14 protein-coding genes and 1 pseudogene are annotated in these 18,022 nt (G+C 40.1%); 5 read left to right on the top strand and 10 right to left on the bottom strand.

The features are described from left to right. Window positions 1–127: 127 nt before the first annotated feature. Window positions 128–784, top strand: coding sequence for an NAD(P)H-binding protein (locus V7K50_RS01170; RefSeq protein ID WP_334956458.1), 657 nt, complete (start codon window positions 128–130; stop codon window positions 782–784). Between the two features lie 309 nt (window positions 785–1,093). Here the strand turns inward: V7K50_RS01170 and V7K50_RS01175 are convergent. Next, window positions 1,094–1,837, bottom strand: a pseudogene (locus tag V7K50_RS01175) (class I SAM-dependent methyltransferase); the annotation flags it as partial. A 192-nt stretch (window positions 1,838–2,029) separates the two neighbouring features. Continuing rightward, on the bottom strand, window positions 2,030–2,494 hold the full coding sequence (locus V7K50_RS01180) for a DUF29 domain-containing protein (RefSeq protein ID WP_334956460.1): 465 nt from the start codon (window positions 2,492–2,494) through the stop codon (window positions 2,030–2,032). A 267-nt stretch (window positions 2,495–2,761) separates the two neighbouring features. On the opposite strand from V7K50_RS01180, the gene V7K50_RS01185 reads away from it, so the two are divergent. Then, the gene (locus V7K50_RS01185; RefSeq protein WP_334956462.1) at window positions 2,762–3,427 is read left to right on the top strand and encodes a glycoside hydrolase family 24 protein; all 666 of its coding nucleotides are present in this window, start codon (window positions 2,762–2,764) and stop codon (window positions 3,425–3,427) included. Here the strand turns inward: V7K50_RS01185 and menH are convergent. The 6 genes from menH to metG form a co-directional block, all read right to left on the bottom strand. Beyond that, window positions 3,417–4,229 (bottom strand): 2-succinyl-6-hydroxy-2,4-cyclohexadiene-1-carboxylate synthase, encoded by an 813-nt coding sequence (menH, locus tag V7K50_RS01190; RefSeq protein WP_334956464.1) that lies wholly within the window; start codon window positions 4,227–4,229, stop codon window positions 3,417–3,419. The genes V7K50_RS01185 and menH overlap by 11 nt on opposite strands. 198 nt (window positions 4,230–4,427) lie before the next feature. Then, window positions 4,428–5,648 (bottom strand): CPBP family intramembrane glutamic endopeptidase, encoded by a 1,221-nt coding sequence (locus V7K50_RS01195; protein WP_334956466.1) that lies wholly within the window; start codon window positions 5,646–5,648, stop codon window positions 4,428–4,430. 245 nt (window positions 5,649–5,893) lie between these two features. After that, window positions 5,894–6,295 carry a metal-sensitive transcriptional regulator gene (locus V7K50_RS01200; protein ID WP_334956468.1) on the bottom strand — a complete coding sequence of 134 codons (402 nt, stop codon included), beginning with the start codon at window positions 6,293–6,295 and terminating at the stop codon, window positions 5,894–5,896. 142 nt (window positions 6,296–6,437) lie between these two features. Then, window positions 6,438–7,646, bottom strand: a complete 1,209-nt coding sequence (gene lptC / locus V7K50_RS01205; RefSeq protein ID WP_334956470.1) for an LPS export ABC transporter periplasmic protein LptC — start codon at window positions 7,644–7,646, stop codon at window positions 6,438–6,440. After that, window positions 7,646–8,275: a LabA-like NYN domain-containing protein gene (locus V7K50_RS01210; RefSeq protein ID WP_334956472.1), complete on the bottom strand. Its 630-nt coding sequence runs from the start codon at window positions 8,273–8,275 to the stop codon at window positions 7,646–7,648. The genes lptC and V7K50_RS01210 overlap by 1 nt, the downstream gene beginning before the upstream one ends. Window positions 8,276–8,440: 165 nt before the next feature. Next, window positions 8,441–10,045, bottom strand: a complete 1,605-nt coding sequence (gene metG, locus V7K50_RS01215) for a methionine--tRNA ligase (RefSeq protein WP_334956474.1) — start codon at window positions 10,043–10,045, stop codon at window positions 8,441–8,443. 554 nt (window positions 10,046–10,599) lie between these two features. Between metG and V7K50_RS01220 the strand changes: the two genes are divergently transcribed. The 3 genes from V7K50_RS01220 to V7K50_RS01230 all read left to right on the top strand — a co-directional run bounded on the left by V7K50_RS01220 (window position 10,600) and on the right by V7K50_RS01230 (window position 13,937). After that, window positions 10,600–11,325, top strand: a complete 726-nt coding sequence (locus tag V7K50_RS01220; RefSeq protein WP_334956476.1) for a lysophospholipid acyltransferase family protein — start codon at window positions 10,600–10,602, stop codon at window positions 11,323–11,325. Window positions 11,326–11,415: 90 nt separating this feature from the next. Next, window positions 11,416–12,204 (top strand): alpha/beta fold hydrolase, encoded by a 789-nt coding sequence (locus tag V7K50_RS01225; RefSeq protein ID WP_334956478.1) that lies wholly within the window; start codon window positions 11,416–11,418, stop codon window positions 12,202–12,204. Window positions 12,205–12,638: 434 nt separating this feature from the next. Further along, window positions 12,639–13,937, top strand: coding sequence for a hypothetical protein (locus tag V7K50_RS01230; RefSeq protein ID WP_334956480.1), 1,299 nt, complete (start codon window positions 12,639–12,641; stop codon window positions 13,935–13,937). 156 nt (window positions 13,938–14,093) lie between these two features. Here V7K50_RS01230 and V7K50_RS01235 read toward each other — a convergent pair whose 3' ends face one another. Further along, on the bottom strand, window positions 14,094–15,239 hold the full coding sequence (locus tag V7K50_RS01235) for a SpoIID/LytB domain-containing protein (RefSeq protein ID WP_334956481.1): 1,146 nt from the start codon (window positions 15,237–15,239) through the stop codon (window positions 14,094–14,096). Window positions 15,240–15,498: 259 nt separating this feature from the next. Then, complete coding sequence (locus V7K50_RS01240) at window positions 15,499–17,712, bottom strand: GumC family protein (protein ID WP_334956483.1); 2,214 nt, start codon at window positions 17,710–17,712, stop codon at window positions 15,499–15,501. Between the last annotated feature and the right edge of the window lie 310 nt (window positions 17,713–18,022).

The following is an 18,022-nucleotide window of genomic DNA, read 5'->3' on the forward strand; positions in this document are numbered from 1 at the left end:
CGCTTGGGTCATTTAGTACTAATATCCGATTTTTACCGAAACCTCATTAATCTACCATTACCTCCATAGAATTACTAAAATAAAGAACTGAACAAGCACACAATAGTTTCCTAGGATAGCATTTCTTATGAAAGCATTTGTAGCAGGGGCAACAGGTGAAACAGGTCGCCGAATTGTGCAAGAATTGATCGCGCGAAATATTCCCGTCATAGCCCTGGTGCGGGATATAGATAAAGCTAAGGGTATTCTGTCTCCTGAAGCCCAATTAGTTGTAGGCGACGTGTTACAACCAGAAAGTTTGACTGCTGCGTTGGGAGATAGCACAGTTTTGTTGGTTGCGACTGGTGCAAAACCTAGCTTTGACCCCACTGGTCCCTATAAAGTGGATTTTGAAGGGACTAAAAATTTAGTAGATGCTGCCAAGGCAAAGGGAATTGAGCATCTTGTCTTAGTTTCTTCTTTGTGTACTTCGCAGCTTTTCCATCCACTCAACTTGTTTTGGCTAATTTTGTTGTGGAAAAAACAAGCTGAAGAGTATATTCAGAAAAGTGGTCTTACTTATACAATTGTGCGGCCTGGTGGGTTGAAGAATGAAGATAACCTCGACGCGATCGTGATGCAGGGTGCAGATACACTATTTGACGGTAGCATCCCCAGGCAGAAAGTCGCCCAAGTTGCTGTTGAGGCGCTGTTTGAAGCAGATGCACGCAATAAAATTGTCGAAATTGTTGCGAAACCCGAAGCAGCCTCAAAAAGCTTTCAGGAGCTATTTCAACAGTGCTGATATCCCATCGGCTCACATTTTCATGGAAAAGCGATGGCTACGCACTTTGTCAAGTAGTTTGCTTCATCTAAATTGACCGCCCTTGATTGCACTCCCGAAAGCGATCGCTCCATCCTACACCCAAAACGTAGGGTAAAGCGCATTGATCATACGGCGCTTTACCCTTACACTGATTCACCAGAGACAAGCGATCGCTCTCTTATTACCTTCATTTTTATAAACAGCGATATAATCGAAAATTATCCATCCGATGACGAGAGGCAAGATCAAAAATAAAATTTAAAGCCAAAAAGCCGCTCGATTTTTTTGTTATGCTTTTTTTTCTGCTTCAACTTCAATCATTACCATAGCTACATGAACATTACCTTCTTCATCTAGTGATACTTTCTCAATGTATTTTGTAGATATTACTTCGATAAATTGTTCCCTTTTTTCTTCTGGTACTCGTTCTATATAAGGCATCCAAGTTGTCCGAATCCATCCCTTAAACATTTCCTTTCCAGCATGAGTCATATCTTTGGGAATAAGTTCTATGCGATTTATTTTAAAGCCAGATTCCAATAACATTACTTCATACTCTTCTACTCCGAGAAAGCCGTAAGGAAACTCAAAATCTTTAAAATATGACTGCCATTCTGGAAATAACAGTATTTCATCTAAAACAGATATATATAAACTGACACCGCCTTTTCCCCCCATTTGAAGGAGTATTTTCCCATCAGGTCTGAGGCTTTTAAATAAACCTTCTACAACTGCTTTATGATTTTTAACCCAATGTAATACTGCATTTGAAAATACAACATCAAAACATTTTTCAAACAATAAATCACGAGGATCCATTACCTTAAATGAAAGGTTTTGATACTTATCTATTGGATACTGATTTGTTGCAAGCGTTATCATCGAACTAGAATTATCAATCCCAATGACTGATCCATTACATACCACATTCGATATTTCAACGGTTACTTTTCCATCACCACAACCTAAGTCAAGAACATCCTCTGATCCGTTAAGAGATAATTTTTCTATAAGTTCTCTCGCCCATTTTTGTTGGGCTTGAGAATGTTTTTCATAGTCTTAAGCATTCCAATTATATGTTTACATGGGTTCCTTTTTTTGAGCATAACGTGTATATACGACATCTACAATCGAAAAATAACAAAAGCTGATTTACAGAAGTATTAGCATAATAAGTAATGAAGAGCCGTAATTAATTTTGTCTGACTACTTACAAAATCACTTTTATTGTGGGAAGTACTCACTATTAAAAATATCTTCGGCAGAAAAAGGGCATTGTTCTGGAAAAATCTCAGGGGATAAACCTGTTTTTTGAATGGCTTGCCTTCTGGCTTTAATATAAACTGCACCTAAGCAGCTAAGAGAATAATTATAAAGTGTTTTTGAACGAAAAGAAAATTCTAGCTCATCACGGAAATTAGTTATTTCTATTTGCCAGCCCCGGTGACAATTTTCTTTTTGAGTTTCCCAATAACGATAAAGTAAAAGATGAATTAATAATTGTTTTAAGTAACTTTCTACTTTTCGTCTTTGTTCAATTCCCAAAGCTTCAATTTCTTCTGCTAAATGTTGCCAATCAATATTTTCAATATCTTTATTTTCTAATTGTTTAAGTGTTGTTTCTACCCATAAATAATGATCTTCTTCATAAAGGGTAGGCTCAACAGACTTTAATATTTCTGTTGTCATAGCTAATTGCTGGTGAAATCAACTATCTTATTATAACTTGGGAGTATCTCGCTTGCTATACTGATTCATGCCCTTTTTTCCTAATTACCAAAAAAATGAGGAAATGGGAATAATAACTAACAACCAGGTGTGAACTTTGTCAGAATGAGTTCGTCGATGATTTTTGTTAGCAAAGAAAGCGAATTTGAAGGAGATTAGATTCTGAAAGGCTTTGAATTCAGAGGTGTTGAAAAACTTATTGGGCCAATAGCCGCGCTTCTCGGCTTCGTGTATTTGTTGCAATGGTATATTGGAGACTTGCGATCGCCTTCCGATCCTGTCTTTACAGATCAACAGCCGCCTTTGGTTATGAAACAGGGCGACCCCTATATCCGCGCTTTAATGCGAACCATCTCGGCGAGTGAGGCTAGTGGCAACCGTCCCTATTCGCTATTATACGGTGGACAGCAAGTTAACGACCTTAGCCGACATCCTGAGATATGCGTCACAATTGTCACCGGTCCCAACACAGGTAATTGTTCCACTGCTGCTGGGAGATATCAAATTATCAACGTTACTTGGTATCGTTTAGCCCCCCGTTATCACCCAAGACCGATGCCGATGATGTTTTGGACTGCTTATAGTTTTGAAGCCAAATATCAAGATGTAGTAGTTTACCGTTGGTTGAGTGATTCTAAAGCTTGGGGAACTGATATTTCTCAACAGTTACGTCAGGGAAAGTTAAATGATGTTTTGCGGCGACTCTCTCCCACCTGGACAAGTCTCGGATATGGTATAGAAACTAATTCTGTTAGTAGCTCTTTAGCTAAGATTTACCAGAAAATGTTGCAAGAGGAATTAAGTGCCGCGAAGCAACCATCAACAGTAAACTTAGCCCCAACTCCCCAGATTCAGCCATCAAAGAAGCAGCAAAATAAGTTAACTAATCATTGAAAAAATCTCTGATATTTTGCACAAATTCTACAGTATTTTGAAAGTGAATATTATGTGCAGTATTCCTAATTACTTTTAGTTGTGCAATTTTACATATATTAGCTATTTCTGTATTTATATCTCTAAACTTTTCGTCATTTTCACCAGCTAGTAAAAGTAGAGGCGTTGTATTATCTTTGAGTTTTACCCACAAAGATGGTTGACTACCAGTGCCCATAAATTGGAGTGATTTTGTTAATTCAATCAGATGATTATGCAAACGATTTTCTAGCAGTCTTTCAAATTCTGGATGATTTTTTATAGAACCAAAAATTGGCTGACTATACCAATTTGACAGAAAAGTAGCAAAATCAGTTTGAATAATACTTCTGCTTAATTTTTTAGCTATCTGAGCATCACGTCTAACTCGTTCTAATCGCTCCGCTTCTGTTGCTAAACCTGGGGAAGCTGATTCTAATACAACTTTAATAAAACGTTCTGGAAAATGTAGAGTTAGGTATAAAGCCAATCTTCCGCCCATTGAATAACCAATTAAGTAGCATTTATCTATTTTTAATTCATCTAATAAATTGATTATTGCTTGGGCGGTTGCTTCTATTTTATAGAATTCATCACTTCCTAAAACTTGGGTTTTACCATGTCCTGGTAAATCAAGGGTGAGATAAGAAAAATCTTCACCTAGTAATTTTATGGCTTCATCAAATTCATTAATGTTTCCCATGAAGCCGTGTAAAAAAAGAATTAGAGGTTTGTTTATATTGAGGTTTAAATAATAGTTAAAATTATATTTTTTTAAATTCATTTTTAGATATATAAAGTCTCAGAGGATGTTTTAAAAGTCCTATTTTTGGGATTAAAACGTTCTAGATCCCCCTAAATCCCCCTTAAAAAGGGGGACTTTGATTCGTTTCCCCCTTTTTAAAGGGGGGTTAGGGGGGATCAATAACTGCCTAAAATTACAGGTAAATACTTTTCAAACAACCTCTAAGTCCAAAGAAAGTTAATTAGTTTCATAGGCTTTAGCATCGTTGGCATAATAAGGAATAATTGCATCATTTTTAGGAAAACTTTTATAAATAAAGTAGATAAGAAAGGGAAGAGATATAGCGATCAGAACAGCTCGTTGACTTAATAAAGGTTGTATTGAAGCTTGATAATCTTTTATCGAAATAAATGCACTTCTTTCGATTTCTGATGTGCTGAAATAGTCGATGGTATTTAAGATTACAACGGTAGTATTATGGAAAAAGTGAAAGAGTATTGATGTTATTAAGCATCGGGTTTTAAAATATAAAATTGATAAGATAATACCCGTGAGAAATAAAGGAATAATATCAAATCGGAAATGAAAAATTGCGAATAGCAAAGATGAAGTTAAAATTCCTACTTTTACTCCCCATTTTATTGACCATTTTGGCAAAATTATTCCCCGAAAAAGGAATTCTTCTATCAGAGGGGCTAAGAACATAACTGAAAAGCTCCAGAGGATCATTTCTGAAATATTAGTAAAACGTTTTTCATTAATATAACTTTCCACATATTTGGGTAGAATAAATGATAATTTGTATAATGTTAGAGTATTGAATCCATATTGAAAAGCAAATTGTATAGCAAAAATGATTACAATTAGCTTGAAATTAATATGGTTTTTATAGCCTATAATTTTATTAAAATCTAACCCTTCTTTTCTAGAGGTTGTTAAAAAAACTAATCCCCCAAAGATGTAAATAATTATATTTAATAGGTTGAGGATAGTTTGATTTTTTATCAAGTTAGAAAAATTCCAATTATTTAATAAACAAAATATTCCTAATATCGAAAATAATAGAACTGGTAAGGCAATTATCCAAGATAGCAATAGTTCTGGAATATTAATTTTATCAAATGGTTTATTTACCAAAGTTTCATCCTGTAAAGAGACAGGATTTCTCTTAGAGGGAATAAGTAATAAAATTGACAACCCGATCATACTTAATAACCCTAGCCATCCCCAATTAGACGAATAACCTTTACTTTTAATATAGAGACGACATCCTTTAATAAAAAATCCATACCCTACTAAGACAAACCCTAAGACTAAAAAAGATATTAATATACCAGAAATAGGAAATAAACTATTTAAATATTTCTTAGATAATCCAAGGGTAATCAATGGAATAAATTGTAAAGCAAGTCCCAGGAAAATTTGATTTATAGCTTTTTCTTTCTTATTATTTTCCATACATGATCCTCAAACAATAACTTTGCTAAAATAGGAGTCTGATAACTACGGGTAGCTTGCCAACCTAGGCATCGCCTTTTTGATCCTTGGCAAGATAGGTAATGCCAAAACATCCCCTTGTTAATACACGTAAAACACTTGTGTTAATTTTGCCATAAATAACCCTCTGCCTGAGTCAATACACTGAATCTCGCACGTCTACAAAATGTTTTGTCGTGCGAGTTAATTTTTTATTTTTCTAATTTTTAAGGTAAAAATCGATCTAAAGCAGCTTTTAATTGTTTAATTTCAACATCAATATTACCTTCTTGTGCGGCTCTAGCAATACACTCAGTTAAATGTTCATCCAAAACAATTCGCGCTACTCGATCCAATGCGCCCCGTACTGCGGCAATTTGCAGTAGAACATCAGGACAAGGTGTACTTTGCTGCACCATTGCCTTAATACCGCGAACATGGCCTTCTATACGCGATAATCGATTCACGATTCGCCGTAAAGACTCTTCGCTATGGAAGTGAGGATGAGCCGACTCTCCAGTTCCATGAGTATGATCTATATCCTCATGGTCTGTATCGTGATTGTGGGAATGTTCTGCTTGCTGGGATGTTGGCAAGGATTCCTTACCTAATCGGTTTGATGCATTCATGGATTATCAAAGGACTTGTAATACTAAGATCCTAGTTTAGTACTCGACCAACCCAAAATTTATGGGGATGAGGGAGATTGAGAATAACTACTATAAAAAATGCCCCATGCCCCATGCCCCATGCCCCATTCCTCTAACTTTACTACTGAGGATTGGCTTTTTCTTGGGGAATAATTTCTGTTACTACCCTACCGCTAGAACTTCCACCTTTGACGACAATATTTTCTGTTTGCAGATTACCAAGGGCTGTTTCACCCGCAAAATTTAACGGTGGGTCAATTTGTCGATAAGTCACATTTCCTTGAGCTTCAACTAACTTATTGTCAAGATACCAAGTTAGTGTATTAGATTTCAGAGACTGGCGACGCTGACCAATGGCGTTGACGTTACCTGTTAAATAAACCGTTTTTTGCGGTATTTTCATTTCACCTTGATTGGCGGTTACGGTAAGATTTTCGGCACGCTGGAACATCCGCACGGGGGAATTTGTCGTGACAGTTTCTGCGTTCATGTTCCAGGTCATAGAGTTACTAGCTATTTGCACTGGTGGGTCTAGTAATTCTAGTTGAGCATTCTTTTGAATAGTGGCAATTTTCGTTTTTAAGTTGACTTCAGCAGAATTTCCCTTGCCGCGATCGCTAATTTTATTATCTTTGTAGCGATCAATTTGGATGGGGCGATCGCCAATCAGTTTTTCTTCTTTAATATTCCAGATTAAATGCTCGGTTCTTATTTGCATCTGGGGATCAGTAGAATTCGCTACTACTCCTCCCGAAAATTCCATGCGCTGTTCGCGGGTTTTAACTCGCGCTTCTTGCGCCACTGCTTGTAGTTGTTTATGAGTACCATTAATTTGGTTGCGGACAATCAACAAATCTTCTTGAGGTCGCCACTCTAATTCATTGCCTTGCAAGACAATTCCATTGCTAGGATCTGTGGCAAATATCTTACCTTTAAGAAATAATTGCTTTCCATCTTGTTGAATGTCTGCTACATCTGCCTTGATTTGGTAAACCACTTTGCCATCTTGATATAGTTCACCATAAGGACTTTCAGCCTGACCAATTTCTTTTTCTTTGGTGTATTTTGCCCGTGTAGCCCTGACTTTCCAAATTGGTCGTCCCACTTCATCTGCTTGTTCTAAGGTGACACCAAAGAAAGTCAAATTGCTATCTTGATTAGATGATCCCCCGGTATTTTGTTGGGAAGCTGTGGGGGATTTCCCCCCACAGGCAACTAAACCAAATACCAAGAAAAAGGTCAAAGGTAAAAGAAGAAAGGAGGGAGTAGAGGAGAAAATTTGAATTTTTCTTACCCCCTCTCTCCCTCTTTTATGAAATTGATACGCCATTATTCTTGGATTTCTAGGTGTCCATCACTAGTTCTGGAATCTTCCAAAAAACCGATCCCAGATAACGGTCGATATGGATAGCTTTGGCGAGGGGTTTTTTGAATATCCTCTTTGATGGCTTCTAAATCAATGTAGCGATCGCTGACATTAATTAAGCTGTCGCTGGTCATGGAACGCAAGCTCACCACTTCTACCCGCACGCCACGATAGCTGACTGAATTGACCGCATAAGCCAGATCCCCATCACCGCTAACTAAAACTGCGGTATCATAAGAATCTACTAGCGCCATCATGTCTACAGCTATTTCTACATCCAGGTTAGCTTTTTTAGAGCCATCTGGTAGCTGTACCAAATCCTTCGCTATGACTCGATAGCCATTGCGACGCATCCACAGCAGAAACCCTTGTTGTTTCTCGTTTGTCCGGTCTACACCCGTGTAGAAAAAAGAACGCAGTAGTCTAGAACCTCCAGTTAATCGATACAACAGCTTGGTGTAGTCGATTTCAATCCCTAGTTGCAGTGCAGCGTAAAATAGATTTGAGCCATCGATGAATATGGCGACCCTACCCCGGTTCTCCAAAACTTGTTCTGGCGTAAAGATTGAATCGTTTTCCAAATTATGCAACATTGTTGTGATACCTCAATTTTTATCCCTGTTATTTTTGATACAAAATACCAACTTTTAGATGCTAGTCACAGCGGCTTATGATAATGTTCCGTGGCTAATTAAGTTGAGCCACGATAAATTTTTTGAGAGAATAAGAAATTGAACAAAATCAGAGTTTGATAAGGACTAATCGTTTTTTTTGGGTTCTATTCGCTGAAAAACAGGTTGGGGTGTACCCAAAGGTTGTTTACTAGATAGTATTCCCCATGTAGCATGGATGGTAAAAGGAGCGGTAACTGAACTTTGTTTTTGATCGTTAAAGTTTATTCCGAAGCCCAGTTGCTGATAAATATCGCTACTGATGTTCGGAATAATTGGGGAAAGCAGATAAGCTGCTAGTCTAACTGATTCTAGAACTGCGTAAAGAACCTTTTCCACCGACTCCTGCTGTCCCTGTTTATATAATGACCAAGGAGCTTGTTCATCAATAAATTTATTACTGGCTTGCGCCAGTGAAAGGATAGCCTCACAAGCTTGACTGAAAGCTAGCTCCTGGTATGCTTGTCTCACCTGTTCCCCTAAAAGTAAACCAATTGCTTTCAAAGGATTTTCGTCAGGAATTCCTTCATTGCCGATTGATGGGACATTATTCTGGGCGCAGTATTTCTTCACCATGCTCAAAGTGCGATTGAGCAAATTGCCTAAATCATTTGCCAAATCTGCATTCAGAACATTAATGAACCTAACTTCATTAAAATCTCCATCCTTGCCAAATTCGATTTCCTTAAGGAAGTAATAACGAACGGCATCACTACCATAGCGCTTAACTAACGCCACAGGATCAAGGGTGTTACCCAGACTTTTACCCATCTTTAGACCATCTTTGGTCAAAAAGCCATGCCCAAATACTCGTTCTGGTAATGGTAAACCAGCCGACAACAACATTGCAGGCCAATAAACTGCATGGAAGCGGAGAATATCTTTACCAATTAGGTGCAGGTTGATTGGCCACCATGTTTCTAAAGCATTTGCTAAAGTGGGTTCTGCATCTGGTTCTAGTAATGCTGTGACATAACCTAGCAGCGCGTCAAACCAGACATAAAGGGTGTGCTTGGGATCAACTGGTACAGGAAAACCCCAATCTAGATTCACCCGCGAAATGGAAAAGTCTTGCAGCCCTTGATTGACAAAGCTGAGGACTTCATTACGCCGACTTTCTGGTTGAATAAAATCCGGTTTAGATTGATAAAATTCTGTCAGATGATTCTGATATTTGGATAAGCGGAAAAAATAGTTTTGTTCGTCTCGCCACTCCACTTCTTTGTTAGTATGAATCGGGCAACGGTGTCCTTCTAACAGATCCCGTTCTTCTTTGAATTCTTCGCAGGATACGCAGTACCAGCCTTGTTGTTGTCCCTGGTAAATATCACCAGATTTCCAGACTCGCTCAAAGAATTCTTTGACGATCGCTTCATGACGAGGTGCAGTAGTCCGACTAAAGCGATCGTATTGAATGTCTAGTAAGTCCCACAAATTAACGAAACTAGGCACAATTTCATCACAAAACTCTTGTGGTGCTTTGCCTAAACTTTCTGCCGTTCGCTCAATTTTTTGCCCATGCTCATCTGTACCTGTAATCAGTAATACCTGATGCCCTAGCAGCCTGTGAAATCGCGCCACTACATCTGCTGCGATCGTTGTATAAGCACTGCCTATATGTGGGACATCGTTTACATAATATAACGGTGTTGTCAGTGCAAATGTCAATTCTTTTTTATTCACTAGATTCATGCAAAATAAAAATTAAGTTATTAAAACGTTTTACATCTTAGCTTTTGTTGGCAAAACCAGGCAATTGTACAATAATATTCCCGTTTTTTCGAACAATGTCTTAATATTAGCAAATTTATCAGGTCAAGAATTGTTTTGTAATATGCAGCAATTCAACTCATTTTTGCTTAAAAGATGGAAATTAGCTAATCATAATTTTTTTGAATAGTTACTATTAGATAATATTGTGATCAAGAACACATAACCGAGAAGTCAGAAAATATAGCTGCTTTTCACGGTATCTGGAAAACCTCTCTCTAAGTCTCTCTCCTAAAAGGAGAGAGACTTTGAATTTTCCCCCTTCCCTACGTTCGCGTAGCGGCACGAAGTGCGGGAAGGGGGTTAGGGGGTTAGGTCAATCGTTAGCTTTTCCACATAACCGAGAAGTCAGAAAATATAGCTGCTTTTGGAGATTAGATATTTCTATCTTAAGACGGTCATGGCTATAGTAAAGAAATGTAAAAATTAATTTAAGATAACCTGCCATATTCACCAGAAAAATATATTGATAAAGTATGAGTCGAAATAGCCCCCTAGAGATTTCTCGCGCTTTGGTGGCGGCACTCTCAACGCAAATGTTTCGTTATTATGAGGATCGCATTCCCCAGGATGCCAGCGTGTTGGTAGTTAGCAATCACCACAGCTTTATGGATGCACTAATTTTAATGGCGGCGTTATCGAATCCGATTCGCTTTGCTTGTCATCACTATATGGGACAAGTGCCAGTCATGCGGGAGATTGTCACCGGACAATTGGGGTGTTTTCCTCTGGAAGAAAATCAAAACCGCCTGCAAAGCTTTTTTTCGCAGTCGCAAGTGCTATTGCAGTCCAAGCAGATGGTGGGAGTATTTCCAGAAGGGACTGAACCAATGGTGAAATTTAGTCAGCCAAATCAGGTGGGTGAGTTTCATCGGGGATTTGCTCACTTGGCGTTGCGGGCGAATGTGCAGGATTTAGCTATTTTACCCATCGCGATCGCCTCCTTAGAAGAGGTAAACACCAATGGCTTACCCTTAAGGCTTTTGAGTTTATTTGACCCTTCAGAACCTTTATTTAACCAAAGTGGTTGGCATCCTGTAGTAATTTATCGTCGGGTTGCGGTGTTAATCGGTCGCCCTTATTGGATTACGCCTCAACATCATCAAAAATATCACGGCAAACAAACCAGAACTGTTGTGGCTGAACTGACAGAACACTGTCATGGTGAAATTAGCAGCTTACTGCGTCAAGGTTGCTATTAGAACCATTGGATTTTGGATTGTTGGAACAATCCAAGAATCCAAAAATTTTATACCATTAACTAATGACCATTGACTAATGACCAATGACCAATGACTATCTCTGAAGTTGAGCTAAATCCTTGTTTCCTGACTCCTGAACGAGTACAGCCAGAGTATCCGCTATTGGTATATTTGCCAGGAATGGATGGAACTGGTCAGCTATTGCGATCGCAAACCGTTGGATTAGAAGCTGGCTTTGATGTCCGCAGTTTAGCGATCCCCAGAAAAGACCTTAACACTTGGGATATGCTAACTAAGAGTGTATTGGACTTGATCGACGCCGAATTACAAAAAAGCTCTCAGAGGCCAGTTTACCTGTGTGGTGAGTCCTTTGGTGGCTGCTTGGCGATGAAAGTGGCGAGCCAAGCGCCGCATTTATTTAAGCGAATTATTCTAATTAACCCAGCTTCATCCTTTCATCTTCGTCCTTGGTTGAGTTGGGCATCGCAACTCACTTACTTAGTGCCATCAGGATTGTATGATGTTGGCGCACTGGGGTTGCTGCCGTTTTTAGCATCTTTGCCCCGCATTTCTCGGAGCGATCGCCACGATCTGCTGAAAACTATGCGTTCTGTCCCATCAGAAACTGTTCTTTGGCGGTTGTCTTTACTGCGAGAGTTTCATATTGATGACGAACAGTTAAGCCGCTTGACTCAACCAGTTTTGTTGATTGCCGGTGGTAGCGATCGCCTTTTGCCTTCTGTAACTGAAGTAAAGCGCATAGGGAACATTTTACCAAATAACAAGATTGTGGTGTTGCCCCATTGTGGACACGCTTGCTTGCTAGAGCAAGATACTAATCTCTATGAAATTCTTAAGGATAATGACTTTTTAGCTTGAGCCGACAGAAGCCCCACGTCTGTCACTTCGTGCAGCGTGGGATGAATGGCGGGGTGATGACGAATGACCCACAACCAATTCAATCCGCTATTCCTTGACAGGGCAGGAGGTCGATGATAGCGAAGCGTTAGCGGGTACCCCCGCGTCGGAATCACCATTTTTAAGTTTAAGGGAATCGATAAAATCCTCAATCACATGAGTCATGGTTTTATCATTCTGAGCCGAGTAAGGATAGGGTTATAGTTTTACTCCCCAACGCTAGCTCTTAAGGGGCTGGGGATTATATCATGTCCCTATAAATAGTTATGATTCTCACAGTCATTGCACCCCACCCCCAACCCTACATTGTTATTCCTACCCCTGCCAAGTCGCTCAAAATAAAACTTTATACTTAAGAAATAAAAGGGGAATAAGTTTCAACAGGAGGGAGAGCAATGGCTCCCAGTCCCACCATCATGCAAGCTGTGGAACAACTGGGCTACCGTGTCACCGTTGGTGATGTGGCAACTCAGGCAGGATTGAACGTCGCTGAAGCTAATCAAAGCTTGTTAGCCCTAGCATCTGATGCTGGGGGACATTTGCAGGTAGCGGATTCAGGTGATATAGTTTACCTTTTTCCGCAAAATTTTCGAGCAATTTTGCGTAATAAATACTTCCGGTTACGATTGCAAGAATGGTGGAAAAAGGTCTGGAGTGTTCTGTTTTACCTGATTCGCATTTCTTTCGGAATTTTCTTAACTGTTTCTATCGTATTGATAACTGTTACCATCTACATTATCATTACCTATGCCAATTCAGACCGTAACGGCAACAATCGGGGCAGTAATTCCGGCGGTGGGGGGTTTTTCTTTTTTCCCAATTTATTTTGGTATCTTAGCCCAAATTATGATACTCGCTACCAGGAACGGCGACGTGAAAGCCGGGAAGAAAGCAATCTGAATTTCTTTGAAGCTGTGTTTTCGTTTTTGTTTGGCGATGGTAATCCTAATGCCAACTTAGAAGAACGTCGTTGGCAAGAAATTGCTACGGTGATTCGGAGTAACCGTGGCGCAGTGGTAGCAGAACAGATTACCCCATATTTGGATGACATTGGTGAGGGATATACAAGAGAGTACGAAGATTATATGCTGCCAGTTCTGACGCGATTTAATGGGCAACCGGGGGTAAGTCCAGAAGGACAAATTGTTTATTACTTCCCAGAGTTGCAGGTGAGTGCAGTTAAAAAGCGCCGTCATGCAATATCAGATCACTTGGAGGAATTTCCCTGGCGTTTTAGTGCCGCAACATCAGGGCAAATCACGCTGAGTGCTGGATTGGGTGTACTCAATTTCGTTGGTGCTTTAGTATTGGGAAGTTTGTTGAGAGATGGCACTGTTGCCGCCCAAGTTGGTGGACTGGTAGCTTTTGTCCAAGGAATTTATTGGCTGCTATTGGCTTATGGAGCAGGTTTTTTAGGTATACCGTTATTGCGTTATTTCTGGATTGGGTGGCGTAATCGTAAAATTGTCGATCGCAACCGCGATCGCATTTCCAGAGCCAGAATATTAACAAGTCCTGATGCACCTTTGCAACAAAAAATTGACTATGCTCAACAATTTGCAACAGAAAAAGTCATTAGCAAGGAAGATTTAGTGTATTCTAGCGAAACTGACTTACTAGACCAGGAAGTTGAGCGTTCTGCACAAATTGACGCTGAATGGCAAAAACGCTTAGAAAGGGGGAGTGGGGAATAGAAGGCAGGGGGCAGGGGGCAGGGGGCAGGGGGCAGGGGGCAGGGGGACAAGGGAAATATGAATGCCCAATCCCCAATACTTCGGCTTCTCTACGAGACGCTACGCGAACGCTCAGTACAAGTCCCCAATCCTCAATCCCCAATGCCCAATCCCTGATTACTTCGCCTGAATTGGTGTTAGGGCTACACCTTGATAATAATGACCCAAAATTTGCAGGTGGTTCACTCCTTGCCGAGCCAGATTGTACGCTCCCCACTGACTCATACCTAAAGCATGACCGTAGCCCAGCCCTTGCAGTACAAAACTACCATCGCCTCCCTTGGTGACGGTAAAGCGGGTACTTTTTAACTTGAGGGCTGTTCGCACTTCTTCGCCCTGTAGCACTTTTGTGCCCCTGTTGCCGACAATTTTCAAGACTTTAACACTGCGGAAAGGTGAGTATGTCTCTGGAATCATATCCTTGACATTGCCCACCTCAGGAAATTTAGCGCTAATTTCACTGGGCGAGAAGGTTTTCACCCAATTACACTCGCTGATATTTTGATCGTAGTCTTGAACAGCTCGGAGGTAAGGCTCGTTGCTTCCCCAAACATCTTCCACGTTTTCGGTGTGTCCCCCAGAACAAGCATGAAAAACTGAGAGAATAATCCGGTTTTTGTAAGTTAGTACCTGCCCTAGTGTGGAATCGACTGCGGCGTAAGTAGAAGGGGCTTCACTGATCACACCTTTGTAAATTTGCCAGCGATCGGGGGTATTGCCTAAATCGTAAACGGGATTATTCCGTTGTTTTTCCCGTTCGTAGAGGGCATAAGTACGGGCTGCGATCGCTTGAGCTTTCAGCGCTTCTTGAGGCCAACTAGTATCCATTTCGCCACCAAGAACGCTGTAGAGATACTCTTGGTCATCAACCCAATTAACAGCCGTTAAGCCTTTGTCTGTGGGTACAACTAGAGTTCTACCCCGATACCAGCGATCGCCAATATAAACGAATCCTTTACCAGTTGGCTCAATCCAAAATAAACCAGACTGCCATTTATCTAAAGCCACTCCACCAGGAACGGCTTGAGCATAATATGCACTCATCGCTGGCAACTGTCCGAGAGTCCGGCCAGTACTATCCTTGACAATCCCAGTGGTGGAACTGCCCACTTTTACCTGATTAACGCCCCTCTCAATTGCCACACGCAGAATTACAGACGCTTGGGCTGGGGCAACCAAAGCTATCCACAAAAGGATACTTACCCACCAATGACGTACTTTAATCTGGGAAAATAAAGAGCCTAAGTAAAGTTGGAATTTCATGCTGATCATCTAATCACACTAGTATCTAATTGACGCTCTGAACTATGGCGTCTACTACTTTAAGATGAGACACTTCTCCAACGCAGGAGGTTGCCACCTCCTACTAATTATGCATTTTGCTTTAGCTATCAGGTAGAAATTAGGAGGCAGGAAGAGAATTCCTCACTTCTACCCAATGCCCAATACCCAATACCCAATACCCAATACCCAATACCCAATACCCAATGCCCAATACCCAATACCTCCTTGCTGCTTCGCTCTACGATGCCAATACCTTTTGAGAATTGCTCACTTCATTAGCGATAATTCCAATTAAATTCAACTTACTCAAAATTTCTGTAGCTTGAGTCAGTTCAGTTCGCGTCACTTTACCCATGCGCTCTACCATCACAATCCCATTGCAAAAAGATGCCACAATCCTGGCATCAACCGTACCTAAAATAGCTGGAGCATCTATCAGTACTAAGTCATAACTTTGCTCAAATAACTCTATTAGTTCTTTCATCCGTTCAGAACTGAGTAACTTCACCGTGTCATCTGGTTCCGGCCCAGCAGTCAAAATATCAATTGAAGGGTGAATGGGCTGGATATAATCTTGAAAATGAGTAGTTGTCTCATCAACTAATAACAGAGATAGTCCCCAATCATTGGATAGTTCCAGGATTTTGTGCAGGCTAGGATTATGCAAATTAGCATCAATAACTAATACTCGTCGATGCATCCGAGTAGCACTAGCCACAAGCCCTAATATTAAGGTTGTCTTCCCTTCTCCTGGTAGTGCTGAAGTAAACATCAGCGACTTGAAAGGCAAGGGATATTTTAAGATTTGAATATTTTGGTAGATCATGTCCAAGGTTTCATGGACGGGCAATTTAGTAGTGACTTCTATTACAGAGTCATCTGAACTTCGCCGTCCATTCCAAGGCAGTCCCAGTCGCCGCTTTTTGACATCACGCGACGGTAGTTTTGGGACTGATCCCAGTATACGTAGGTTCGTCAGTTTCTTTAAATCTTCCGCACAATAAATAGCATCATTAAACTTTTCCCAAATCAGGGCTGCTAAGATACCTAAAATCGGCCCAATTACGGCTCCTCCAACCAAAAGGAATAATCTGTTGTTCCCCATAAAAGTACCCAGAGTCGGCTCTGCTAAAACTTGCCAGTTATATCCTTCCTGAGCAATTTTCAGTCCCAATGACTGTTGTGCCTGAAGCAGTTGTTCAAGGGTTTTATGACTAGTTTCTACCTTTGGCAGTAGACGGTTGTACTCTGCTATCAAGCTTGGGTATTTGTTTACTTCAGAGCGGAGTTTCTGTTCTGACTCGGCTAGATTCTTCTCATTAGCAGTTAGTCCTAAGACGGTTGTCTGCACGAGAATAAACTCATCTACTAGCGTGGGATCAACCCCTACCATTTGCCCTTTTAATAGCGGTTGTCCCTCACTGCTACTAGTAATAGCTTTCACCTCTTCTCGTAATAACGAAAGTTGATTTTGGCGTTGCTGTTTTAGTTTTTGTACTGATGGGTAGTCGTCTGTATAGCGCAGCCGCTCTTTCGCCAAAGCCAGTTCCGTCTTTTGAATTTCACTCAATAAGGCTTGGTAGCGGCTTGACTGATTTAAACGAGAAGAAATTAGTGTATTTTGGTGGGATGAAGACGCTATTTGTTGCTCTAGGTTATCGTAGCGAGCGTTTGCATCTTGAAGGTTGGCACGAGTCGTTTGTAGTTGTTGTTGAATATCGGCTAGAGATTCTAGCAAGATTTTACTTTGAACTTCGGGATCGAGAAATTTATGTTTCTTGCGAAACTGTTCCAAATTTTTATCAGCTTTACTCACCTCTTTTTTGATCTCAGGTAGGCGAGCGTTTACAAAAGCCAGTCCCTGATTAAGACGTTCTTTTTGTTGCTGTTTGTTGTAGTTTAGATAGACTTTTTCTAGAGCTTGAAGTACTCTTTGTGCTTTAACTGGATCGTCATCATTAAAAGCAACTTCAAATACTTGATTAAGAACTTTATTAGCTCCTATGTCTCCCTTTTCTCGATTCACTTCCAGAGGTGCTTTTTTGCTCTGTTCTTTTTGACCATTGATATCTTCTAAGGTAATATTAGGATAATCAGAACGAAGTAAATCTACGGCTTTCTGGAGCAGCTTAGAACTCAGCATGAGTTTCATCTGAGTAGTGTCATCAATAACTTGAGAATTGGAATCAGTAACCTGAGTATCTGCCCCGACTGGGATATTATTTGACTGTGCCCCTTCCGATAAATTGGAACTCACCAATATCTGCATATTGCTCTGGTAAGTAGGTTTGGCAATGATCGCCAGGAGGCTAGCAGCTGACATAACTACACAGGAAACTCCCAAGATCAGAAAGCGTCGGCGAAGCAAAATAGTAGATAGTTGTCTGATGTCAACTGCGCCTTGTGCTGAAGTAGTAACCTGTTGCTCTTGATTCAGACTAGTCTTAGCCACTATCAAACTCCTCTAATATCGAAATACTATATTTATTTGGAAGATTTATGAGAACTGTGAAATGATTTTTCCACACCTAATAGCTACAACAACATACTTAATTATTCTTCCAACGATGACAAACTCATTTGGCACAATATTATGCCAACTGGCGCTTTCATGTTCATGAATTCATGCATATAAATTCTTAATCAGTGTTGGAAGAATAAATTTTTCATAAATATTTTATTTAAAGAATAAAAATCTTGACGGAAAATTAATTATTTTTCCTAAGTATTTTAGTAAAAAATTCTCTGATTCACAATATTAC

The organism is Nostoc sp. (assembly GCF_036917135.1).
GTDB lineage: Bacteria > Cyanobacteriota > Cyanobacteriia > Cyanobacteriales > Nostocaceae > Nostoc.

What these genes read in the sequence shown, in the direction of transcription:
- V7K50_RS01220 (WP_334956476.1), top strand. Translation starts at nt 10,600, where the DNA reads ATGAGTCGAAATAGCCCCCTAGAGATTTCTCGCGCTTTGGTGGCGGCA.
- V7K50_RS01210 (WP_334956472.1), bottom strand. Translation starts at nt 8,275, where the DNA reads ATGTTGCATAATTTGGAAAACGATTCAATCTTTACGCCAGAACAAGTT.
- menH (WP_334956464.1), bottom strand. Translation starts at nt 4,229, where the DNA reads ATGAATTTAAAAAAATATAATTTTAACTATTATTTAAACCTCAATATA.
- V7K50_RS01235 (WP_334956481.1), bottom strand. Translation starts at nt 15,239, where the DNA reads ATGAAATTCCAACTTTACTTAGGCTCTTTATTTTCCCAGATTAAAGTA.
- V7K50_RS01200 (WP_334956468.1), bottom strand. Translation starts at nt 6,295, where the DNA reads ATGAATGCATCAAACCGATTAGGTAAGGAATCCTTGCCAACATCCCAG.
- V7K50_RS01225 (WP_334956478.1), top strand. Translation starts at nt 11,416, where the DNA reads ATGACTATCTCTGAAGTTGAGCTAAATCCTTGTTTCCTGACTCCTGAA.
- V7K50_RS01195 (WP_334956466.1), bottom strand. Translation starts at nt 5,648, where the DNA reads ATGGAAAATAATAAGAAAGAAAAAGCTATAAATCAAATTTTCCTGGGA.
- V7K50_RS01180 (WP_334956460.1), bottom strand. Translation starts at nt 2,494, where the DNA reads ATGACAACAGAAATATTAAAGTCTGTTGAGCCTACCCTTTATGAAGAA.
- lptC (WP_334956470.1), bottom strand. Translation starts at nt 7,646, where the DNA reads ATGGCGTATCAATTTCATAAAAGAGGGAGAGAGGGGGTAAGAAAAATT.
- V7K50_RS01170 (WP_334956458.1), top strand. Translation starts at nt 128, where the DNA reads ATGAAAGCATTTGTAGCAGGGGCAACAGGTGAAACAGGTCGCCGAATT.
- V7K50_RS01230 (WP_334956480.1), top strand. Translation starts at nt 12,639, where the DNA reads ATGGCTCCCAGTCCCACCATCATGCAAGCTGTGGAACAACTGGGCTAC.
- metG (WP_334956474.1), bottom strand. Translation starts at nt 10,045, where the DNA reads ATGAATCTAGTGAATAAAAAAGAATTGACATTTGCACTGACAACACCG.